Source organism: Epilithonimonas sp. (assembly GCF_056329745.1).
In genome coordinates this window covers 136,880-160,586 of the sequence record NZ_JBWEYV010000003.1, presented here as the reverse complement: position 1 = coordinate 160,586, position 23,707 = coordinate 136,880, and the positions used below count along the sequence as shown (strand labels likewise).

Annotated in this window: 19 protein-coding genes; 14 read left to right on the top strand and 5 right to left on the bottom strand. The window is 40.0% G+C overall.

What is annotated here, in order from left to right; all coding sequences use genetic code 11:
* Positions 1-20: 20 nt before the first annotated feature.
* The 8 genes from AC00Y6_RS03810 to argH all read left to right on the top strand — a co-directional run bounded on the left by AC00Y6_RS03810 (position 21) and on the right by argH (position 8,870).
* Positions 21-599, top strand: coding sequence for a GNAT family N-acetyltransferase (locus AC00Y6_RS03810; protein WP_474489288.1), 579 nt, complete (start codon positions 21-23; stop codon positions 597-599).
* On the top strand, positions 592-1,785 hold the full coding sequence (locus AC00Y6_RS03805; RefSeq protein ID WP_474489287.1) for an argininosuccinate synthase: 1,194 nt from the start codon (positions 592-594) through the stop codon (positions 1,783-1,785). Before AC00Y6_RS03810 ends, AC00Y6_RS03805 begins: the two co-directional genes overlap by 8 nt.
* Positions 1,786-1,981: 196 nt before the next feature.
* Positions 1,982-2,947 carry an N-acetyl-gamma-glutamyl-phosphate reductase gene (gene argC, locus AC00Y6_RS03800; RefSeq protein ID WP_474489286.1) on the top strand — a complete coding sequence of 322 codons (966 nt, stop codon included), beginning with the start codon at positions 1,982-1,984 and terminating at the stop codon, positions 2,945-2,947.
* 304 nt (positions 2,948-3,251) lie between these two features.
* Positions 3,252-4,421 (top strand): aspartate aminotransferase family protein, encoded by a 1,170-nt coding sequence (locus AC00Y6_RS03795; RefSeq protein WP_474489285.1) that lies wholly within the window; start codon positions 3,252-3,254, stop codon positions 4,419-4,421.
* A gap of 218 nt (positions 4,422-4,639) precedes the next feature.
* On the top strand, positions 4,640-5,590 hold the full coding sequence (locus AC00Y6_RS03790; RefSeq protein WP_474489284.1) for a Rossmann-fold NAD(P)-binding domain-containing protein: 951 nt from the start codon (positions 4,640-4,642) through the stop codon (positions 5,588-5,590).
* A 36-nt stretch (positions 5,591-5,626) separates the two neighbouring features.
* Complete coding sequence (argB, locus tag AC00Y6_RS03785) at positions 5,627-6,418, top strand: acetylglutamate kinase (protein ID WP_474489283.1); 792 nt, start codon at positions 5,627-5,629, stop codon at positions 6,416-6,418.
* Positions 6,393-7,475 (top strand): M20 family metallo-hydrolase, encoded by a 1,083-nt coding sequence (locus AC00Y6_RS03780; protein ID WP_474489282.1) that lies wholly within the window; start codon positions 6,393-6,395, stop codon positions 7,473-7,475. The genes argB and AC00Y6_RS03780 overlap by 26 nt, the downstream gene beginning before the upstream one ends.
* 90 nt (positions 7,476-7,565) lie before the next feature.
* The gene (gene argH, locus AC00Y6_RS03775; RefSeq protein WP_474489281.1) at positions 7,566-8,870 is read left to right on the top strand and encodes an argininosuccinate lyase; all 1,305 of its coding nucleotides are present in this window, start codon (positions 7,566-7,568) and stop codon (positions 8,868-8,870) included.
* A gap of 18 nt (positions 8,871-8,888) precedes the next feature.
* Here the strand turns inward: argH and AC00Y6_RS03770 are convergent, their stop codons facing one another.
* Positions 8,889-9,350, bottom strand: a complete 462-nt coding sequence (locus tag AC00Y6_RS03770; RefSeq protein ID WP_474489280.1) for an Lrp/AsnC family transcriptional regulator — start codon at positions 9,348-9,350, stop codon at positions 8,889-8,891.
* A gap of 254 nt (positions 9,351-9,604) precedes the next feature.
* Between AC00Y6_RS03770 and AC00Y6_RS03765 the strand changes: the two genes are divergently transcribed.
* The 5 genes from AC00Y6_RS03765 (at position 9,605) to AC00Y6_RS03745 (ending at position 16,844) form a co-directional block, all read left to right on the top strand.
* On the top strand, positions 9,605-10,507 hold the full coding sequence (locus AC00Y6_RS03765; RefSeq protein ID WP_474489279.1) for an aspartate carbamoyltransferase catalytic subunit: 903 nt from the start codon (positions 9,605-9,607) through the stop codon (positions 10,505-10,507).
* Between the two features lie 111 nt (positions 10,508-10,618).
* A complete protein-coding gene (locus AC00Y6_RS03760) occupies positions 10,619-11,698 on the top strand; it encodes a carbamoyl phosphate synthase small subunit (protein WP_474489278.1) in 1,080 nt (359 codons plus the stop codon).
* 75 nt (positions 11,699-11,773) lie between these two features.
* On the top strand, positions 11,774-14,953 hold the full coding sequence (gene carB, locus AC00Y6_RS03755) for a carbamoyl-phosphate synthase large subunit (protein ID WP_474489277.1): 3,180 nt from the start codon (positions 11,774-11,776) through the stop codon (positions 14,951-14,953).
* 220 nt (positions 14,954-15,173) lie between these two features.
* Positions 15,174-16,445, top strand: a complete 1,272-nt coding sequence (locus AC00Y6_RS03750) for a sugar MFS transporter (protein ID WP_474489276.1) — start codon at positions 15,174-15,176, stop codon at positions 16,443-16,445.
* 96 nt (positions 16,446-16,541) lie between these two features.
* Positions 16,542-16,844 carry a hypothetical protein gene (locus AC00Y6_RS03745; RefSeq protein WP_474489275.1) on the top strand — a complete coding sequence of 101 codons (303 nt, stop codon included), beginning with the start codon at positions 16,542-16,544 and terminating at the stop codon, positions 16,842-16,844.
* 66 nt (positions 16,845-16,910) lie between these two features.
* Here the strand turns inward: AC00Y6_RS03745 and AC00Y6_RS03740 are convergent, their stop codons facing one another.
* On the bottom strand, positions 16,911-19,052 hold the full coding sequence (locus AC00Y6_RS03740; RefSeq protein WP_474489274.1) for an endonuclease MutS2: 2,142 nt from the start codon (positions 19,050-19,052) through the stop codon (positions 16,911-16,913).
* Between the two features lie 114 nt (positions 19,053-19,166).
* Positions 19,167-20,888 carry a cellulase family glycosylhydrolase gene (locus AC00Y6_RS03735; RefSeq protein ID WP_474489273.1) on the bottom strand — a complete coding sequence of 574 codons (1,722 nt, stop codon included), beginning with the start codon at positions 20,886-20,888 and terminating at the stop codon, positions 19,167-19,169.
* Positions 20,889-20,990: 102 nt separating this feature from the next.
* Between AC00Y6_RS03735 and AC00Y6_RS03730 the strand changes: the two genes are divergently transcribed.
* Positions 20,991-21,296, top strand: a complete 306-nt coding sequence (locus AC00Y6_RS03730) for a hypothetical protein (RefSeq protein ID WP_474489272.1) — start codon at positions 20,991-20,993, stop codon at positions 21,294-21,296.
* Here the strand turns inward: AC00Y6_RS03730 and AC00Y6_RS03725 are convergent.
* Both AC00Y6_RS03725 and AC00Y6_RS03720 read right to left on the bottom strand, forming a co-directional pair.
* Positions 21,234-22,385, bottom strand: coding sequence for a hypothetical protein (locus AC00Y6_RS03725; protein ID WP_474489271.1), 1,152 nt, complete (start codon positions 22,383-22,385; stop codon positions 21,234-21,236). The two genes, AC00Y6_RS03730 and AC00Y6_RS03725, sit on opposite strands and share 63 nt — an antisense overlap.
* A gap of 129 nt (positions 22,386-22,514) precedes the next feature.
* A complete protein-coding gene (locus tag AC00Y6_RS03720; protein ID WP_474489270.1) occupies positions 22,515-23,612 on the bottom strand; it encodes a helix-turn-helix domain-containing protein in 1,098 nt (365 codons plus the stop codon).
* Positions 23,613-23,707: the final 95 nt, after the last annotated feature.

Here is a 23,707-nt window from a genome sequence, read left to right as displayed (position 1 = left end):
CCTTAATTTAGATAATATCAATGAAATTAGAAGTTTCTACAGAGAATCATTTGATATATGTAGAAGAAATTAGAAACGAAATGGAAGATTCCGCGAAAAAGCGCGGAACAGGGATTGCTAAGCGTTCTTCTGACTATCTGAGTAAAAAAATCTCAGAAGGCAATGCTGTGATTGCTATTGATGATGATGGCACCTGGGCAGGCTTTTGTTATATAGAAACCTGGACCAATGGCGAATATGTCGCCAATTCGGGCTTAATTGTATCACCACAGTTTAGGAATGCTGGTTTGGCGACCCATATTAAGGAAAGGATTTTTCAGCTATCTAGGGAAAAGTATCCCAATGCCAAGATTTTTGGTCTGACTACTGGTTTGGCTGTAATGAAAATTAACAGCAAAATGGGGTACAAGCCGGTCATCTATTCTGAGCTGACTCAGGATGACCAGTTCTGGAATGGCTGTAAAAACTGTATTAATTATGATATCCTGATGAAAAAAGAACGCAAAAACTGTCTTTGCACGGCGATGCTTTTTATCCCGGAAAACCTTAAAGAATCGAATAATAACAATTTTGAATCAATCAAAAATAACAATGCATAAAAAAGTTGTTTTAGCCTTTAGTGGTGGTTTGGATACGTCTTACTGTGCTAAATATCTAAGTGAAACTTTGGGTTACGAAGTTCACGCCGTTACGGTGAACACTGGTGGTTTTGACCAATCTGATGAGGTCTCTCTTCAGGAAAAAGCACAAAAATTGGGCGTTGCTTCTTACCGTTTTGTGGATGCATCAGAGAAATATTATAATGACTGTGTTAAGTATTTGATTTTTGGCAATGTGCTGAAAAACAATACTTATCCATTGTCTGTAAGTGCGGAGAGAACCATTCAGGCACAGACGATTGCTGAGGTAGCTTTGGAAATAGGTGCTGATGCCATTGCGCACGGAAGTACCGGCGCAGGCAATGATCAGGTTCGTTTTGATTTGATTTTCCAGGTAATGTATCCGAAAATCGAAATCATAACACCTATCCGTGATCTTAGCCTATCCAGACAGCAGGAAATCGATTTTCTGAAAGATCATAACTACGATATGGATTTTGAAAAAGCCAAATATTCCATTAACAAAGGGCTTTGGGGAACTTCCGTTGGTGGAAAAGAAACGTTGACATCTGCAAATAACCTTCCAGAAGAGGCTTTTCCGTCTCAGGTAGAAAAAACAGAGCCGTCTCAACTGGAAATCGAATTCAAAAAAGGTGAATTATTCTCCGTCAATGGGGAAACATTTTCGCATCCTGTTTTGGCAATCCAGAAAATCGAAGCCCTGGCTTCGCCGTACGGGATTGGGCGTGATATCCACGTTGGAGACACCATTGTTGGCATCAAAGGCCGTGTTGGTTTCGAGGCTGCTGCGGCATCCATCATCATCAAGGCGCATCATTTGCTGGAGAAGCATACCTTGTCAAAATACCAGCAAACCATCAAATCACAACTGGCAGATTGGTACGGAAACTGGCTTCACGAGGCACTTTTCCTAGATCCTGTGATGCGTAATATCGAATCTTTTTTGCAGGATTCCCAAAAAACCGTGAATGGCAAAGTCTTCATCACGCTTCATCCTTACCGTTTTGTTTTAAACGGCATCGAATCCAAAAATGACTTGATGGCTTCAAAATTTGGTAGCTATGGTGAAGAAAACTTGGCTTGGAGTGGCGATGATGTCAAAGGTTTTACCAAAATCCTTAGCAACTCGCTCAATATATACCATCAGGTTAATAGGCAGGATTAGAATCATTAGGGCAGCTTAATCCGTCTTCCGCTCCCGCTTTTTTCTTTTTTTTCAAAAAAGAAAAAGAGCTCCGCTCAAGCCGGGCTGCGTGCAATTCAATGATAAACCTGTTAAATCAGAAAAATCTGCGACTTAAAAGCAGTTTGAAAATAAAAAAATCTTTGCGCTCTTTGCGTTCAAAATATTAAAAATTAAAATGAAAAAATCAGTCGGAATCATCGGAGCCAATGGTTACACAGGAAGCGAACTTGTTCGGTTACTGGCTTTTCATCCGAATACAGAAGTAAAGTTCTTGTTCAGCCGTTCCAATGCCGGAATTAAAATTTCGGATTTGTATCCGGACTTGGAAGAGGTTTGCGAACTGACTTTAGCTGATGCTGTTCAGCCGGTGGATATTCTTTTCCTTTGCCTTCCTCACAAAGAAAGTCAAAACTGGCTAAATGAAAATCCAATTTCCGACGACACTTTAATCATCGATTTGGGCAATGATTTCCGTTTAGATGGTCATTTTAAAAACAGGGATTTTATCTACGGTTTGCCAGAGATTTATTTTAATGAAATCGCGGGAGCTAAAAGCATTGCCAATCCGGGATGTTTCGCAACATCCATCCAGCTGGTATTGTTGCCTTTGGCAAAAGAAAATCTGCTGAAGGATGTTTACACAACGGGAATTACAGGTTCTACAGGAGCCGGGCAATCTCTGCAAAAAACCACATATTTTACGTGGCGTAACGATAATATTTCGGCTTACAAAACTCTGAATCACCAGCACGTAGATGAGATTTTACAGCAGGTTAATTCTTTAAATCAAGATGAAGTAGAACTTAATTTTGTGCCTTGGCGCGGCGATTTTGCCCGGGGGATTTTCACCAGTTCTATTATAAATTGTGATTTGGAATTAGAAAAAATTTACACATTATATCAAGACTTTTATAAAGAGTCACCTTTTGTAAAAATTTCAGAAAAACCGATTGATATGAAGCAGGTGATTAACACCAATTTCTGTGCGATCCAAATCGAAAAACAAGGAAACAAAATTGCCATTCATTCCACGATTGACAACCTTTTGAAAGGTGCATCGGGACAGGCAGTTCAGAATATGAATATCGCCAACGGCTGGGAACAAAATTTAGGTTTGAATTTAAAACCTTTAGCATTTTAAAAAACATCAATAGGATTGGGCTTTAGCCCATTCAACAAATGATAAATATAAATTGGCTTTAGCCAAAAAATTAAAGAAAGAATTAGTTATAAGTCTTCGAGAACCTCAGGCTGACAATGCTTAACATTAGAATGCTACGCTGAGCGGAGTCGAAGCGTTTATAAATAAAAAAAATGATGTTTTGAGCTTATCTGAGCGAAGAGGCTTTGTGAACTTAAAAACTGTTAGTAGTAAAAGAAACTTTGTGACCTTTGTGTTCAAAAATTAATCAATAATCATTTATCGATTATCAATTATAAAAATTATGAATTTATTCAACGTATATCCACTTTTCAATATCAATCCGGTAAAAGCCCAGGGTTCTTTTCTTTGGGACGAAAACGGACAGCAGTACCTCGATTTTTACGGTGGTCACGCTGTGATTTCCATTGGTCACAATCATCCGCATTACGTAGAAAAACTGAGAAATCAATTGGAGAAAATCAGTTTTTATTCCAATTCTGTAGCGAACAAAATTCAGGAAGAATTGGCAGATAAACTGGGGAAATTATCAGGTTATGAAGATTACTCTTTATTCCTGTGCAATTCTGGGGCGGAAGCCAATGAAAATGCTTTGAAACTGGGATCGTTCCATAACGGGAAAAAGAAAGTGGTGTATTTCTCAGAGTCTTTTCACGGTAGGACTTCTGCGGCAGTTGCGGTAACTGATAATCCAAAAATCGTAGCGCCGGTCAATGAATCCGATAATTTCATCAAGTGTGAATTCAATAATTCAGAAGAACTGAAAAGGATTTTTGCAGAAAACCAGAACGAAATTTCCGCGGTTATTGTAGAAGGGATTCAAGGTGTTGGCGGTATCAATTTGTTGACTGAAGATTTCATTTTAACGGTTGAAAAGTTGTGCCAAGAAAACGATGCGGTTATGATTCTGGACGAAGTTCAGTCGGGTTACGGACGTTCAGGAAACTTCTTTGCGCATCAGGAATTCGACATCAAACCGGACTTGATTACGGTGGCAAAAGGAATGGGGAATGGTTTCCCGATGGGCGGCGTTTTGATAAGTCCAAAATTCAAGGCCAGTTACGGATTGCTGGGAACCACATTTGGCGGTAATCATTTGGCCTGCGTTGCCGGATTGGCAGTTTTGGAAGTCATTGAGAATGAAAACTTAATCGAAAATGCTGAAAAAATTGGTAAGTACATCGAAGAGAAAATTAAACATTTCCCTCATATCAAAAAAATCAAAAGGCGTGGCCTAATGATGGGTATTGAGCTGGATCAGCCTTGTGCGGATGTCAGGAAAGAATTGTTGTTTGAGCATTTTATTTTTACCGGAAATGCCAATGACAAAAGTGTTCTAAGGATTTTACCTGCGCTCAACATCACCGAAAAAGAATCCGATTTGTTCATCAATGCTTTGGAAAAAACTTTGAAAGCGATTGATGAGAAACAACAGGTTTTAACAGAGAATTAAAAACGTAATTTTTGTCATTCCGTAGGAATCTAAACATTGGGATTCCTACGGAATGACAAAGTGAATGTTTTAAAATTGTATAGCTGAGCGTAAGCGCCTTTATATCAATTTATTATTTGATTTTAAAGGCATCGATGAATCTTCGATTTGCGAACCTTAAAATATTTTCAATAATTAGTAAAAATCTTTGCGCGCTTTGCGTTCAAAAAATCTTCAAAATGAAAAATTTCACATCCGTTTACGATATAGATAATTTGCAAGACACCATTGCAAAAGCTTTAGAAATAAAAGAAAACCCGTTGGTAAATCCAACCAAAGGTAAAGGGAAAACGATTGGTCTTGTTTTCTTGAATTCCAGCCTTAGGACAAGGTTAAGTTCACAAATTGCAGCTCAGAATCTCGGACTGAATGTTTTGATTCTTAACGCCGCGCAGGAAGCCTGGAATCTCGAATTCGCCGACGGAACTGTGATGGATGGCAATACGGTGGAACATGTCAAAGATGCAATAGAAGTACTAAACCAATACTGTGACATCATTGCCGTGCGATGTTTTGCAGGGATGAAAAATAAGGAAGATGATGTGAAAGAAAGTATCCTCAGCCAGTTCCTGAAATATGCAAAAGTTCCGGTTGTTTCCCTAGAATCAGCGACAAGACATCCCTTGCAAAGTTTGGCGGACTGCATTACGATTACAGAAAACTGGACAGAAAAACGTAAACCAAAAGTTGTTTTGACCTGGGCACCGCATATCAAACCGATTGCCCACGCCGTCGCCAATTCTTTTACCGAGTGGATGCAGCAGATGGATGTTGATTTTGTGATTACCAATCCGGAGGGCTATGACTTGGACAAAAAATTTACAAAAGATACGCCTGTCATCCATAATCAGGACGAAGCTTTAAAAGATGCAGATTTTGTTTATGTCAAAAACTGGTCGTCATTCGATGATTATGCCGCGATGCCAAAAGTGGAGGATGAGTGGATGCTGACTAATGAAAAGTTGGAAAATACCAATCAAGCCAAGGTGATGCACTGTTTGCCCGTTCGTAGAAATCTGGAATTGAGTGACGAGGTGATGGATGGCGATCATTCCATAATTTATCAGCAGGCCAAAAACAGGATTTTTTCTGCCCAAACAGTTTTCAGCGAAATTTTGGATAATTTATAAAAGTTCCCTCTACTTTTGGGAGGGTTAGGGAAAGGAATGCAAAAATTATATATCATAAAAATTGGCGGGAATCTAATTGATGACGAAAAGTCATTGAACGATTTTCTCATTCAGTTTTCCGGGATCGATGCTCCCAAAATACTGGTGCACGGTGGTGGTAAATTAGCCAATACGCTTGCTGAAAAACTAGGCGTTCCTCAGCAGATGATTGATGGTCGTAGGATTACGGATAAAGCCACGCTGGATATTGTGACAATGGTGTATGCCGGGAATATCAATAAAAATATCGTGGCCAAACTGCAGCATCTTGGTTGTAATGCCATTGGGTTTTCCGGGGCCGATGGCAATGCTATCCAGGCAAGCAAACGCCAGCACCCAAGCATTGATTTTGGTTTTGTAGGCGATATCGATAAAAATAGTATCAATCAGGAGTTGATTGTTAATATGATAAATCTGGGTTTGGTTCCGGTGTTTTCTGCGATCACTCACGATAAAATGGGAAATCTGTTCAATACCAATGCGGATACGATTGCCGGAACTATCGCTCAGTCTTTATCAGAAAAATGGGATACGGAACTGCTGTTTTGTTTTGATAAAAACGGCGTTTTGGAAAATGTGGAGGATGACCATTCCACATTGCAGACCATTAATAAAGAAGAATTCCTTCAGCTTAAATCCGAGGGAAAACTTCACAAGGGTATTTTACCCAAATTACACAATGCTTTTCTGGCCAAAGAAAATGGCGTGAAAAAAGTATTTTTGATTAACGAAAAAAAACTGTCAGCTCAAATATTACAAGGAAATGAAGGAACTGAAATCTGTCTTTAGCCGCGAAGAATTAACGGAAAATGCCGTCAAGTTACTTAAAAAATTGATTGCAACACCCTCTATGAGCCGTGACGAATATAATGTGTCACTTATTATAGAAGGTTTTTTTAACGAACATCATATTGCTGTCAACCGATTCAAAAATAACATCTGGGCAACCAACAAACATTTTGATCCGGCCAAGCCGTCCATCCTGCTCAATACGCACCACGACACGGTAAAACCCAACAAAGCTTATACGCTGGATCCCTTTATTCCGGTGGAAAAAGACGGAAAGTTATTCGGTTTGGGAAGCAATGACGCCGGTGCATCTTTGGTGGCAATGGCACAGACATTCCTTTATTTTTATGAAGCCGAAGATTTAGCTCACAACCTCATTATTGCGTTGACGGCAGAAGAGGAGATTTCAGGTTTAGACGGCATCGAAGCTTTGTTCCCACAACTTCCAAATGTAGAATTGGCGATTGTTGGCGAGCCTACCAAAATGAACCTTGCGATTGCAGAAAAAGGTCTTTTGGTTATTGATGGCGAAATGACGGGAACGCCTTCCCACGCGGCACATCCAAATGATGACAATGCTATTGTAAAGTGTATGAAGGATTTGCAGACCATCCTGGACTTTAAATTTCCTAAAGTTTCAGATTATTTGGGTGAAGTGAAAGTAACTTTATCGGTTATCAATGCCGGCACGCAACATAATGTGGTTCCCGAGAAATGCAACTTCACGCTGGACGTGCGTGTGACGGATGAGTATAATAACAGGGAAGTTTTCGAAATTATCCAGTCGCAGATGAAATCCAAACTGACGCCAAGATCTTTCCGCCTCAACTCGTCTAGGATAGATATCAGTCATCCGTTTGTTCAGGCTGGGATTGCGTTGGGCAGGACTACTTATGGTTCGCCAACATCCTCGGATCAGGCCATTATTCCGTGTACATCGGTAAAATTGGGTGTGGGCGACAGCCTGAGGTCTCACACGGCAGACGAGTTTGTTTACATAGACGAGATCCGGGAAGGGATTGATATTTATATCAAAATTTTAGAAAAAGTTCTTTAACAGACATTAGAATTGAGCTTTTAGAAATTAGAAAACCAAATTGAATCTAGCTTCTAATCTCTATAATCTAATGTCTTAAAATTGATTAAAATGAAAAAAATCTGGCAAAAAGACAATATCAAAACCAATGATTTAGTGACCAAATTTACAGTTGGTAAAGATCTTGATTTTGATGATAGGCTGGCAAAGTACGATGTTGTAGGCTCCATTGCCCACGCCAAGATGCTGGCAGAAGTTGGACTGATACGTCTGGATGAGGAGCAGGCAATCGTTTCGGTTTTGGAAGAAGTTCTTTCCGAAATCGAAAAAGGCAGCTTCGAGATCGATAAAACGGCAGAAGATATCCATTCTCAGATTGAAGCCATCCTGATTGAAAAACTCGGCGAAACCGGAAAAAAAATCCATACCGCAAGATCAAGGAATGATCAGGTTTTGACGGACATCAAACTTTATTTGCTTGATGAAATCCGGGAAATTACCGAGCTTACAGATTCATTTTTTCAAATACTGAAAGACAAAGCCAATCAACATAAAAATGTGTTGTTGCCAGGCTACACGCACTTTCAGGTCGCAATGCCATCATCTTTCGGCTTGTGGTTTGGCGCTTATGCAGAATCTCTCGTAGATGATTTGGAGCTGCTGTTCGCAACCAAGAATATCATTAACAAAAACCCCTTGGGTTCGGCAGCCGGCTATGGTTCATCATTTCCTGTGGATAGGGAAAGTACGACTTATAAGTTAGGATTCAGGACTTTGAATTATAATGTGGTTTATGCACAGATGACGCGTGGGAAATCAGAAAAATTACTGGCTAATGCATTGTCCGTTTTAGCAGGAACTTTGTCTAAGTTTTCTTATGATGTTTGCCTTTACCTGAGCCAGAATTTTGATTTTATCAGCTTTCCGAAAGAATTTACAACCGGAAGCAGTATCATGCCGCACAAAAAAAATCCGGATATTTTTGAGCTGGTAAGAGCAAGATGCAACCGGATCCAGTCTTTGCCTAACGAATTGATTTTGGTGACCAATAATCTCCCATCTGGCTATCACAGGGATTTGCAGATGACTAAGGAAATCCTTTTCCCGGCCATCGATTCCCTAAAAGAATGTTTGGAGATCTTGGCTTACACACTGCCGAATATTGAGGTAAGAGAACATATTCTGGATGAGGATAAGTATAAATATATCTTCAGCGTAGAGAAAATCAACGAAGAAGTGAAAAACGGGAAATCGTTCCGGGATGCATACATCCAAATCGGGCAGGAGATAGAGAATAACGCTTTTGAATACGATTACAAAGAGCTGAACCATTCTCACCAGGGCAGTTTGGGTAACCTTTGCCTGGATGAAATCGAATATCAGTTCAACAAATTGAGGGATAAATTATTGGGTTAAGTTGGATGAGGAATTGGTCTAATCCAGCTTGAACTTAGTGGTTTTTTTAACCTCGTGAAGAACAATAGAGCTGTGATATTGACCGATGTTGGGACTATTAGAGATGACCTTTACGGCAAATGTGTTGTATGAATTAATATCTGTAGCCAGGATTTTCAGCATATAGTCATATTCGCCAGAGAGGCTGATGATTTCTTGCACCTCGTCGTAAGCGGTAATATATTCTTCAAAATCCATCAGGGTTTTTTGGGATTGCTCTTTTAGGCGGACATTGCAATAGACCACGATGTTGATGCCGAGTTTTTCCCGGTTCAGGATCGCCACATATTTTTCTATAATGTCCTGTTTTTCGAGGTTTTTAATCCGCTCATAAGTAGGGGTAAAAGTCAATCCGATTTTTTCGGAGATTTCTTTGACCGAGAGGGTAGAGTCCTCCTGAAGCAGCTGAAGAATTAATTTGTCTTTTTTGTCAAGGCTCATAGCAAAATATCATTCTTTCAAAAGTAAAGAAAAAAAATGACAGAAAGGACCACGAACAGAAGTTCATTGATTTAACATAAAATATTGTGAATAAGATTTCATAATAAAAAAAATAGTGGTATATTTGCACGCAATGAATCTGATAAAGAATTTAGCGACAAATACAGTTGGCAGCTTTGCCGACAACAACAATATTTTTTATATTTAACGAAGTCTTTTTAGGCTTCGTTTTTTTTTATTTAAAAATCTGAATTATGATTAAGCTTTCACGCATTTCCACCAGCAGTCTGGAGAAAATTTTAACAGAGGCACAGCAGTTTGCCGATGGCAAAACCAGCAAGATCAACGGTGATGTTTTTGCTGCCAACCTATTTTTTGAAAACAGCACCAGGACCAAAACGAGTTTTGAGGTTGCCGAGAAAAAACTGGGACTGAAGGTCATCGATTTTGAAGCCGATAAAAGTTCTATTGCCAAAGGCGAAACCCTTCTGGATACCATTAAAACCCTAGAGGCGATAGGAGTGGAACTTGCTGTAATCAGGCATCCTCAGAAACGCTATTATGATGAGCTGAAGGATACCAAGCTGAGCATCGTTAATGCTGGAGACGGCGCAGGCAGTCATCCTTCCCAAGCTATTCTGGATGCATTGACCATCACGCAGGAATTTGGAAAAATAGAAGGTCTTAAAATTGGGATTGTTGGCGATGTAAAGCATAGCCGGGTGGCCAATTCCGGGGCAGGGCTTTTCAGGAGATTGGGTGCCAAGGTGTACTTTTCCGGACCCGAATTTTGGTTTGATGAAGGGATGTTGGTAAACGGGACTTATATGCAGTTTGATAATCTGGTGAAAGAAGTGGACGTTTTGATCCTGTTGAGAATTCAACACGAGCGCCACGAGAGAAGCTTTAATTTTAGATCAGAAGATTATCTGAAGAAATTTGGCTTGACCAAGGAACGCGAAGCGATGATGAAACCCACTGCCATTGTGATGCATCCGGCGCCTATCAATAGAGGTGTAGAGATAGATTCTGATTTGGTAGAGTGCAAGCGATCGCGGATTTTTAAACAGATGCAAAACGGCGTATTTGCAAGAATGGCAATTTTGAAATTTGATTTGGAAGAAAAAGGTTTCAAATTTACCGATTCCGAAATTTAAATATATAATTCACGCTTAAGGGCGTGTTTTTTTTGAGTAAAAATCTAAAGTAAGTCTTTAAACTGTCACTCTGAGCTTGTCGAAGAGTTTGACGTTTGATAAAAATTAAAAATGAAAAAGAAATTAATATTAGAATCCGGCGAAGTATTTCATGGGACAGGGTTCGGTGCAGACCAGGACACTTCTGGTGAAGTGGTTTTCAATACCGGTATGACGGGCTATCAGGAACTGATTTCTGATCCCAGTTATTGTGGGCAAATCGTTTGTATGACCTATCCGCTGATTGGGAATTACGGCATCAACCGTGATGATTACGAAAGCATAGAACCTGCCATTAAAGGTCTTATCGTAAAAGAATTGTGCGATTTGCCATCCAATTTCAGGACACAATTGACATTGGATGAATTATTTAAAAAGAAAAACCTTTCCGGAATTTCAGGGATTGATACCCGAAGATTAACCCGTTTAATCCGTAATAAAGGCGTTGTAAAAGGCAAAATCGTGAATGCTGATGCAGATGAAAACACAGTTATTCAGGATCTTGATACTACGAATTTCCCAACCAATCAGGTGGAGTTTGTATCTACAAAAACGCCTTATGCAGCGCCAGGAAGAGGTTTTAAAGTGGTGCTAATGGATTTTGGATCTAAGTTGGGAATCATCCGCGAACTTTCTGCCAGAAATTGCGATATTATCGTGGTTTCCCAGGATACTACTGCCGAAGAAATCCTTTTGATGGATCCGGACGGTATTATGCTTTCCAACGGTCCTGGTGATCCGGAGGATGTACCTCACGTTCACGAAACTATCCGAAAATTACTGGGTAAAGTTCCGATTTTCGGGATTTGCCTAGGCCATCAGTTGATTGGTTTGGCTTGTGGTGCAAAAACCTACAAACTGAAATTCGGGCATAGAGGTGGTAATCATCCGGTTTTGGATTTGGCAAAAAACAAAGTCGCCATCACTTCCCAAAATCACGGTTATGCAATTGATCAGGAATCTTTGAAAAACACCGATTTGGTAGAAACGCACATTGCTTTGAACGACCGTACTAATGAAGGCATCAAGCACAAGACTCATCCTTGTTTCTCGGTACAATATCACCCGGAAGCCAGTCCTGGCCCGGAAGATGCCAATTATTTATTTGATGAGTTTATTGAGTTAATGGAGGAGTTTAAAAGTAAGAATTAAAGAAATATTTGTCATTCAAGTGAGCCACAAAGTGGTGCAACAATAATAGCCACAGGTAAAGCCTGTGAAAAAAAAATGAAAAGAACAGACATAAAAACAATTTTAGTAATCGGCTCGGGGCCAATCATTATTGGTCAGGCGGCAGAATTTGATTATTCGGGGACACAGGCTTGTTTGTCTCTGAAAGAAGAAGGTTACAAAGTGATTCTCATCAATTCCAATCCGGCAACCATTATGACGGATGTGGAAATTGCCGACAAAGTCTATATCGAACCGATTTCTTTGGAATTCGTTTCCCGAATCATTCGCAAAGAAAGACCCGATGCTTTGCTGCCAACTTTGGGCGGACAAACCGGGCTTAATATGGCCGTACAACTGGAAAAATCTGGAATCCTTGAAGAATGCAAAGTGGAAGTTTTGGGTACAAAATTGTCTGCGATTAATCAGGCAGAAGACCGGGATCTGTTCCGCGAATTGATGCGTGAGCTGGGCGAGCCGGTGCCCGACTCTGACATTGTGCATACGGTAGAAGAATCTTTGGCTTTTGCAGAAAGAATCGGTTATCCTGTGATTGTGCGTCCTGCTTTTACAATGGGCGGAACAGGTGGCGGAATTGCTGCCAACGAAACAGAACTAAAGGAGATTTCAGAATTAGGACTGAAATACTCTCCAGTAACGCAGTGCCTGATTGAGAAATCCATCGCTGGTTTCAAGGAAATTGAATATGAAGTCATGCGAGATTCCAACGACAATGCCATTGTGGTTTGTAATATGGAAAACATCGATCCTGTCGGCGTTCATACCGGGGATTCTATTGTGGTGGCACCTTCGCAAACACTTTCCGACAGAGAATATCAAATGCTCAGAAATGCATCTTTGAAAATTATCAGAGCTTTGGGGATTGAAGGTGGTTGTAACGTTCAGTTAGCACTCGATCCGCATTCATTCAATTATTTTATTATTGAAGTTAATCCAAGGGTTTCGCGTTCTTCGGCTTTGGCAAGTAAAGCTACGGGTTATCCGATTGCCAAAATCGCTGCTAAAATCGCAGTTGGTTTGACTTTGGATGAAATTATGAATCCGGTAACCGGAACCTCTTACGCTTGTTTTGAACCGGCTTTGGATTATGTAGTGACCAAGTTTCCAAGATTCCCTTTCGATAAATTTGAAACTGCTGATAGAAGATTGTCAACCCAGATGAAAGCGACCGGCGAGGTGATGGCCATCGGACGAAATTTCGAAGAATCTTTACAGAAGGCCATCCGCTCTTTGGAAACGGGACTTCGTCATTTGGGATTAAAGAAAAAGCAGGCCGATGCTTTAAAGCCTGAAGAAATCGAAAGAAGAATCCGGGTTTGTGATGACGAAAGGTTATTTATTATAGGAGATGCATTGCGCAAAGGATACGATTGGGAACAGATTGTGGAATGGAGCAAAATTGACAAATTCTTTATCTGGAAAATCAAGAAACTGATTGATTTTGAAACAACCATCAAAGACAACAAATTCAATAAAGATATTCTCCTCGAAGCTAAAAAATTAGGTTTTGCAGATCTTAATATTGCGCATCTTTGGGAAACAACTCAAAAAGAAGTTTTCCAGTTTAGGAAAGAGAACGGCATTATGCCGGTTTACAAAATGGTAGATACCTGCGCGGCCGAATTTGAATCGGAAACACCTTATTTCTACGGTACTTACGAAGAAGAAAACGAAAGTGTGGTTTCTGATAAAGAGAAAATAATTGTTCTGGGTTCCGGGCCTATTAGAATCGGGCAGGGCGTTGAGTTTGACTACGCTACGGTGCATTCGGTTTGGGCTATTCAGGAGATGGGTTATGAGGCGATTATCATCAACAATAATCCGGAAACAGTTTCCACAGATTTCTCAATTTCGGATAAACTCTATTTTGAACCACTCACCGAAGAAGATGTGATGAACATCATCGAACTTGAAAAGCCAAAAGGCGTGGTGGTTCAGTTTGGTGGTCAAACGGCGATTAATTTAGCGGATAAATTAGCCGCTCACGGCGTTCAGATTTTGGGAACTTCCCTAGAAGATCTTGATCGTGCCGAAAACAGGGATAAATTCGAGAAAGCGTTGCAAGAATTGGGAATTCCTCAACCGCTAGGGAAAACTTCGATCTCAAAAGAAGAAGCGATTGTGATTGCCAACGAAATCGGTTATCCCGTTTTGGTTCGTCCGAGTTATGTTTTGGGCGGTCGCGCAATGGAAATCGTTTATAACGAAAATGAACTCGCTCACTATATGGAAAATGCGGTGGAAGCAAGCCCGGATCAACCGGTGCTAATCGACCGTTACCTTACCGGGAAAGAAGTGGAAGTGGACGCTATCTGTGATGGTGAAACGACTGTTATCCCAGGAATTATGGAACATATCGAGCGGGCCGGTGTCCACTCAGGAGATTCAATCGCCGTTTATCCGCCACAAAATCTGACTGAAGATCAGGTTAAAACTCTGGAAGATTACACCATACGTTTGGCGAAAGGTCTTAAAGTTATTGGGTTAATGAATATCCAATATGTGATTTCAAATGGTGAAGTCTTTGTGATAGAAGTGAATCCAAGGTCATCCAGAACGGTTCCTTTCTTATCCAAAATTACAGAAGTTCCTATGGCAAAACTGGCCACCAAAGCCATTTTGGGTGCCAAGCTTAAAGATTTGGGCTACACCTCAGGATTGGTTCCGAATAAAGAAGGTGTCTACGTGAAAGTTCCGGTTTTCTCATTCAGCAAATTGACGAAAGTGGATATCTCTCTCGGGCCAGAAATGAAATCTACAGGGGAAGTAATGGGTAAAGATTCTACGCTGGAAAAAGCTTTGTACAAAGGATTGATTGGAGCAGGAAGAAAAGTCCCAACCCACGGTTCAATTCTCTTTACCGTTGCCGATGCCGATAAGGAAGAAGCGGCGGCCATTGCAGAGAGATTTTACAATATCGGATTCAGGATTTGGGGAACCGAAGGAACTGCCAAATTCTTCGAAGAGAAAGGCATCCCAACCAAAATCGGATACAAAATCGGGGAAGAAGATGTGAACTTAATCGATCTGATCCAAAAAGGAAAAGTACAATATGTGGTGAATACAACGACCAAAGGAAAGCAGTCCGAACGCGACGGTTTCCAAATCCGCAGAATGTCTGTTGAAAACGGCGTGCCATGTCTGACCTCGATGGATACGGTAGAAGCCATACTGAAAGTGATAGAAAGCATGACATTTAAGATGGAGGCGATGTAAACCTCTGTTAATGCACTTAAACCTTTAACCAAACAGATTATTGAAAATCTGTTTGGTTTTTTTATTATTCAACATCAGAGAAAGGACGCTGCTGTGATAGTTTGTTTATTCAAATTAAAAATCTTTATACAATATTCAATTTAAGGATTTTGTTGTAAAAAACATGTTTCATTACAGGAAAAAATTTTTATAATCACTATTATTGTTAAAAATTAAATTAATGGAGAAAAAAAGTGTTAACCAATCTATGGTCATTATCGGGATTTTATTTTTTATTTTCGGTTTTGTGACATGGTTAAACGGGCCTCTCATCACATTTGTAAAATTTGCATTTGATTTGGATACATACTCCAAAGCATTTTGGGTCACTTTTGCATTCTATATTTCTTATTTTTTTCTAGCCCTTCCTTCTTCCTTTATTTTGGAAAAAACCGGGATGAAAAAGGGGATGGCCATAGGCTTGCTAGTTATGGCTGCCGGAACTTTGGCATTTGGAGAATTTTCTAATAAGCGGTTTTACATCCCGGGATTGTTGAGTTTGTTTGTCATCGGTTCCGGGCTTTCTTTGATACAAACCGCATCCAATCCTTACATCAGTATCCTCGGCCCTATAGAATCTGCCGCAAAGCGAATCAGCTTGATGGGGATTTGTAACAAAATTGCAGGTATTTTGGCGCCTTTTGTATTTTCGGCTCTGGTTTTTCACGGTTTGGATGACCTGCCTGCAACATTGGCCAAAGCTTTGCCGGCAGAAAAAGAAGAGATTCTTAACCAATTTGCTTCGAGGATCTTATGGCCATACAGGATAATGGCATTTGTACTGCTGATACTTTCTTTCTGGATTTCCCGATCGGCCTTACCCGAAATTGATTCGGCAACGGCAAATGCTGAACCGGTTGGCGATGTGTTGAACGCAAAGGAAAAAACCTCTGTTTTACAGTTTCCGCATTTGGTTTTAGGCGTGCTATGCTTGTTCCTTTATGTAGGAGCAGAAGTGATGGCGGGAGGCGCGATTGGTGTATATGCTCAGGGTTTTGGTATTCCACCAGCAAAATCTGCGTTGTACACTTCTCTTACACTGGCTTTTATGTTAGTTGGTTATATTATTGGGATTATTGGCATTCCCAAATATTTTTCTCAGGAATCTGCATTAAAAGGATCTGCGCTACTTGGTATTATTTTTTCTGCCGGCGCTTTTGCAACGAGTGGACTGACATCTGTTTTTTTTGTGGCTTTACTGGGACTGGCTAATGCTCTGATGTGGCCGGCAATTTGGCCCTTAGCCATTTCTGGGTTAGGAAAGTTTACGGAGAAAGGCTCAGCATTACTCATTATGGGCATTGCCGGCGGTGCTGTCATTCCTAAGGTATTTGCAACTTTTAAAACCGCAGATAATTTTCAGCTAGTATTTGCAGGTATAATGATAATCTGTTATTTGTTCATTCTCTTTTATGCTACAAAAGGATTTAAGATAGGAAAGAGTAAACTTTGAAATAGAAAATGTTATAAAATTTCCGGGTAATGGATCCTTATTAAAAATATTTTTGCAAACTAATGTAATTATCTATCTTTAGTGAAAAATAAAATTATGAAAACCATCCAGCTTTTGTCACTTGCGATTATAAGCGTTGCTACATCTTCCTGCGCTGTAGTACATGACCGTTTGAATACAGGAACCATCGTGCGAGATTGCACCGGTACTTACCTACGTGTAGGAAATAATGAGGATTACCTGATCTGCAATACCGAAGCAGTTGCTTCTAAAAAGGAAGGTGAAAAAGTGTCACTCATCTTTGATTATACAAAAACCTGCCCGGAAAGAGAAGGGAAAATTATGTGCATGATGTACCATGAGTACAAAGGGATGATTATGGTTAAAGATGTGAAATAGTTTTTTAGATTATTCACAAGATATTTTGAGAAATAAAAAAACTTTCAAGTGCCTACTTAACTTCGGTTAAATCCGTTCCAATTCGTCAGGGCTGATGGTTGTTTTGAAGGTACCATAGTTAACGATAACCTTATTCCTGGAGATTTTTTCTATGGTTCCTACGCTGGAGCTTCCGGCGATGCGCACGCGCTGGCCAACTTTCATCCAAACGGCGCGCTCTGCCTGGCGTTTCTCCTCCAGTTTGCCGTGTGTTTCCGCAATTTTTTCCTGCACATCTTCTTTCTTCAGCTGTTGCGTAATCTTACGTTTTACAACCTGCAGGCGTTTGCTTTCGTCTTTGTCGCTTCCCAGTTTACGAAATTTTTCCTGCTCAAGAATTTTTACAAAATCTTTGACCACATCTTTCCTCGATTTACCTTTGGTATAACTATCAATAAACCCTTCAATCTTATTCCCGAATTGCAGTTTGCGGTGCTCTTCTTCATACAATTTTTGAAAATTGAATAGTTTTTGCTCCAACTGCTGATTCAGTTTTTGAAGGTTATCGCGTTTATCTTCTACAGATTCTTTGGTTTCGGCAAGATTGGTTTTCAGTTTTTCGACTTCAAATTTCTCCTGTTGCAGTTTTACAATGGTTTTGTCCAGGTTTACGATGTCGTGTTCAACCTTTTTTCGCGCATTGTTGATGATAAATCTCGGGATCTTATTTTTCTCTGCGACCTCAAAGGTAAAAGAGCTCCCTGCCTGCCCAATTTCCAGCTTATAAAGTGGTTCCAGGGAATGCTCGTCAAAAAGCATCGCCGCATTGGTAGCGGCTGGCAACTGTTCTACCACCAGCTTGATATTGGTATAATGCGTGGTGATAATCCCGAAGCTTTTTTTATCGTAAAAATACTCCATAAAGCTTTCTGCAAGCGCACCGCCCAATTCCGGGTCAGAACCGGTCCCGAATTCATCTATTAGCAATAAGGTTTTATTATCGGCTTCGCGGATCATCCCCGACATTTTTTTCAATCGGGAAGAGTAGGTGGAGAGGTGGTTTTCTATGGATTGGTTGTCTCCAATATCCGTCATGATTTTATCAAAGAAAAACATCTCAGATTTTGGATGAACAGGTACCAAAATCCCGCTCTGGATCATGAGTTGCAACAATCCCACAGTCTTTAGTGTGATCGATTTTCCTCCGGCATTAGGTCCTGATATACAGATAATCCTGTTGTGCTCGGTCAAAGTCAGCGATTGCGAGAAAATGGATTTGTTTTCGTTTTTATTACGGATCCAAAGCAGCGGATGGTAAGCGTCTTTTAGACGAAGCGTCTGGTGCCTGTTGATTTTAGGCAGGATACCATTAACTTTTTCGGCAAATTTTGCCTTGGCGCGTACCATATCCAGATCAAAGATATAGGTTTGATAGCTGGCAAGTTGTGGCTTGTATTCAGCCAGTTCCGCCGTTAATGCCCGCAGTATTTTATCGATCTCTTTTTTCTCTTCTTCCTGATTTTCCCTGAGTTTGAAATAATGTTTTACCACGCGCTCTGGTTGGATGTAGGTAATAGATCCCGTTTTTGAAATGCCCAAAACGCGGCCGGCCACCCGCTTTTTAAACCCAGATTTTACAGCCAAAACCCGTTGGTCATCAATAATACTTTCGCGGATATCCTCCAAAAAATCGGAGTTAGAAGACAACGAACGGTTAAAATTTTCATCAATGGATTTGCGTGCATGCTGAATCTCGGTTCGCAGTGTTTTCAGTGTGGCAGAAGCCTCGCTTTTCACTTCCCCAAAACGGTTAAACACTTTATCTACTTTCTCAATAATTTCTTTCCGAAATTCCAAGTCCCGGACTTCTTCCAAAAGATTTGGGAATGCTTCGGCAAATTGCGGGAAAAACTTCTGAAGTTTCCCAATCTGCTCGGTAATCTGCTTGATTTTGATAAACGATTTATTTTCAAGCCGATAATTCTCAATGTGCATCAGGCGGAGTTCTTCCTCTATATCTTCATATTCATCAAAAGGAATGGCATTGTCACTCTCAAAACTGGTCAGGAACTCTGACGTTTTTTTAAGCGCCGCCTCCGCCTCATCAATAGGCATGGGAAGCAGTTCCATAATCCGGTCTGCGGTTTTTGGGGCGTATGCAAAAGGCGCAATCTCCGCAAGAAGTTCCGGAAATTCGAGTTCGTTAAGGTCGGTCTGGTTAATTTTCACCTTGCAAATTTACGAATTTGAAAATTGAAATTTAAGATCTTCCTAAGTACCGAATGGGATAGTTTAATAGTTTCAATTAAGAATTGAAATTTATGTTTGCCTTAAAGATTTGAATTACTTAAACGAAAAATGAGATAGATTAACACCGTCATTTTCAAATACAATGCGTATTTTATTGTCTCCTTTTTTGAGCGGTACAGTCCTTACTGTAGCTGTTTTCCATATTTCGTTTCCGCCGGTGGAAGGTAAGGTCAATTCTGCCAGAAATTTTCCTTTTTCATCCTGGATTTTGATTTTAGAATCCTTAAGACAGGCATAGCTTACTTCCAGAGCAAAAGATTGATTTGCCGGTGATTTAACGGTGTACTGAAGCCATTCTCCGATTTCGGTTTTCCCGACGTAATAGTGATTGTCTTTGGTTTTGTAAATATCCACACCATCGTTTCTCAGCTGATTGCCATAATTCCATTCAGATTTTTTGGCGGGATCGCTCACCCAAAGATCCATGTAATCTTTATCTAGGTAGGCAGCTCCCATTCTGCCAAGGTCATAATCTGTAGCCTGAATCGTCAAACCAGTTTTAAGATATTTGAATGGCTTTGTAGAAGCCTCTTTGGTCTGCCTGAACATGGCGTCAATCACATCTTTTTTAACTTCCAACTCACAAAATTTATAATGATCTGCAATGGTCATCAATGCTTTTTTCGCAAATTCGGGGGAAGGTTTTTGGCCGCCTTGTTTCCAGTAATCCAGCAGTTTTTGATATTCTGGGGTGATTTTGACATTGGTGATTCCTGCGATATTGTCGATTTTTTTCATGGGCCAAAAAGCATAGCCAATGTTATGCTGATCCAACAATTGAATCAGCTCTGTAAACCATACATTAGAGTTTTCTCCGGTTTCTCCCAGCCAAATTGGAGCGTTGTATTTTTCCCTGAGATCTAAGGCAAAACGGATATTGGCCTCGTTATTATAAGTCCAGTATTTATGAAAACTGAAAACTAAATTGTCATCCCAAAGCTTAGGCAAACCATTATAATTGTTGCCCCAACCGTTTCCTTCTATAAAGATGATATGGTTTTTATCCACCGTGCGGATCGCTTCCGTAATCTCTTTTTGGAGTTTCCAAAGTGGCGCGTTGGATTGCTCATCTGTACCGTTTGGATTTTTGCCGGTAAAGTTGATATTAGGTTCGTTAATCAGGTCGTAACCACCTATCCATACCTCGTTTTTGTAACGCTCTGCCAATCTTTTCCATAGGGCAATGGTCTTCTTTTGATTTTCCTCACTTTGCCAAAGTGAGGGTTTTGACTTGTCATTGTCGGAGATATTAGCATCATTTCCTTGTCCACCAGGAGCGGCATGCAAATCCAGAATAAGATAGATTTTGTTGTCTTTGCACCATTGCAAAAGTTCATCAGTCATTCTGAAACCATCCTCAAGCCACGTATTTTCACCTTTTACAGGTTCTTTTTCTATGGGCAAAGTGTACAGGTTGTAATGCATGGGCAGGCGAATTGAATTGAATCCGGACCTGGCCAGAAAATCAATATCGGCTTTGGTAATGCCATTTTTTAGATAGGCTTTGTAAAATTGTTCTGTCGCTTCGTGCCCAATTAATTCTTTGATTTTTTGTTTAATCTGATATTGTGGACCTGCAAAATCTGCAGTTTTCAGCATATAGCCTTCCTGCACCATCCATCCGCCAAGCCCAAGGCCACGCAATTGGATATTTTCACCTTTATCATTGACTATTTTTTGACCATTGGTTGTGAGAAGCTGAGATGAGAATAATTGTGCGAGTACGATGGATGGAAGAAGGAAGATTCTTTTCATTGGTTTTCTATTCTAAATTAAAGGGCAATCCCGATACAGGCAAATATATCTATTTTATCAGACTGTTGACCAAATAATTTTGTTGGGGTAAAAAGTGATTAAATGGCGGTTACTGGCAGAATTATTTTCAACCAGCTGAAAAGATTAACATTGAAGGTTTATGGTATTGATCCCATGAAAATTACCTATCTTGGAATCATTAAAACTTCTAGCAAAGAGCAAAGAGCAAAGGCTGAAGTGGCTGCAAAAGGTGGCTCAACTAGGAAGTCAGCAGAAATAGTTAGAAAGTGGCCTTTTAATGGTTTCAGTGCTGTTGAAGTCATTGATTTTCACTTTAGAATAGGGTTAGATTTTTGGATGGTAGATTGTATTTTGATCTTTGTTGAAATGGTAGCGATACGTGGTTAACGTTCGGGTTCTTTGCCCTTTTAAACTTTTGATGATACGTTCCATTTTCACATTGAAATCACCAATCCACTGTACTTCAAATGCCTCATACTTTGTTTTGGAGCGGATATATTGCAAGGCAGTTGAAATGAGATACGCCTCAACACCTTTGCCCTGAAATTGAGGAATGACGCCAAAAATGAGACCTACAAATTTTTTTGCAGGGCGGAATTTTGTCAACCACCACCATTTTATTTTAGCGGATATCGTTAGTTTTGGATTAAGTTTTTTAACATATTCATTCAGATCCGGAAGGTTGATCCAGAACGCAATTGGAGCCTTATTGCAATAAGCAAACCAGATGATTTTTTCATCCATAACGGTTTTCATTTGATAAAAAATGCCTAAGGCTTCATTTTCGTGCATGGTTTTGCCTTCTCCATGCGTTTGCCAAGCACTGTTGTAGATGGCCGCAAAGTCTTTCGCAAATTTTTCAAGATGATTCTTATCAATTGTCTGTACGTGATAGGAGGGATTGGAACTAAAAACATGGGCTATTCGGTTGTATTTTTCAGGAAGTGGGTGGGTTATGGAAATATTGTAGCAATTTTGCTCGTAGTAGGGTCGAAAACCATAGCTTTCAAAAAGGATTTTGTAGTAGGGCGGATGATAATTCATCGCATACAGCGGAGGCTGGAAACCTTCAGTAAGAAGTCCCCAGAATTTCATCCGTTCTCCAAAATTAATAGGGCCATCCATCGCAGAAATTCCTTTTTCGGCGAGCCATTTTTGGGCGTGGCGAAAGATAAAGTGGGCCGGTTCGGTTTCATCAATACAATCAAAAAAGCCAATTCCGCCAGTGGGCTGTGCTTGCCGATATCCAAGATTGATGAATACAGCGATTCGACCAATTGGTATTCCGTTTTCATTTAACAAAATCCATCGTGTGCATTGTCCTTTTAAAAACAGTGGATTGGTTTGAGCATCAAAAATGTCTTCAATCTCTCTGTCTGGCGGACGGATGTAGTTGGGATTATCCTGATGGATGGTATCCGGAAAATCTAGGAAAAGGCTGATGTCTTTTTTGGTGACGACCTGCTGCAAATACATGTCTGATTTTTTTTCAAAAATAGACTGCAGCGCCGTTTCAATTGCTCCGGTTTATAACCTTGTGAAAAATCATGCTTATTTTGTAACTTATTGCAAAACAGATTTTTACCTTTAGTTACATGTTCGGATTTATAAATCCTTCTGTTGTTTTCTGAATTCCGAAGGTGTTTTGCCTGTCAGTTTCTTGAAGGTCGTATTGAATGATGTCTTGGAATTGAATCCCGCTTCAAAGGCAATTCCTACCATCGAGAGTTTTTGATGTTCAGGATTGGTGAGTAGTTTTTGAGCCACTTCTATCCGATAGGTGTTCACAAACTGGAAAAAGTTTTTGCCAAAACCTTCGTTAAGTAAATAGGACAGTTGATGCGCGTTGAGATCCATATATTTCGAGAGCTTGGCAAGATTCAGTTCGCCGTCCAGATAAGGTTTTTCATTTTCCATAATATGGACAAGTTTCTGCTTCATCGCTTCAAACTCACTTTCCGGAATCAGTTTTTTCTTCTCAAACGGTTCCTCTTCCAGTTCTATAGAAAGCAGTTCCCGCCGCTCATTTTCATCCGTCGGATAGATTTCCTGTTGTCTCAAAACCTGAAATGACGTACTGTACACAATTAGCAGGTACAACATACTCATCACCACATGATGATGGAGCTTGTACACAAACATATTGAAAAGCTCATAACCTACTGTGACGATGATAATTGCCAACAGCAAAACTGCCAGTTTTGAGAACCATTGGAGGTTGATATTTTCTGTATTGGAGGAGATATTTTCTATGCGCTTTTGGTATTTTTTAATTCTGAAATAGATGAGCGCGATATATGGGAGATTATGAAGGACTGCCAGAAAATCTCGAACCTGTTCTATGTTTTTATTGTTTTCTGAATTGAATAAAATGATCAGGTAAATCAAGGGCACGACCAAACATACCAAATCTCTTTTTTGAAACTGATAATTGGGATTGGCAAAAAACACAAAGCTGTAAAATAAAAAAATGGGTGTGAAAATCTGGATAAGCTCCACAAAGAAAATGAAAGTGGGACTTGGCATAAAACCACAAAGTGACAAAACATCCAAAATCCAATAGTTGGACCATAAGAATAAGAAAATGCTGAAGAAAAAATTGGCTTTTCTGTTTACTTTCATCGGATTGAGTAGAATGGTGAAAAACATCATGATGAGTCCACCGTACAGCAATACCAACATTAGATTCTGTAAACTTTCCAAAGGTTTTTTTATTTCAAAGATACTGTTTTTTAGTCCCCAGCAAAGGAAATTACATTTAGTTTAGGCTAGATAAGATCAATTTTATTCATAACTTT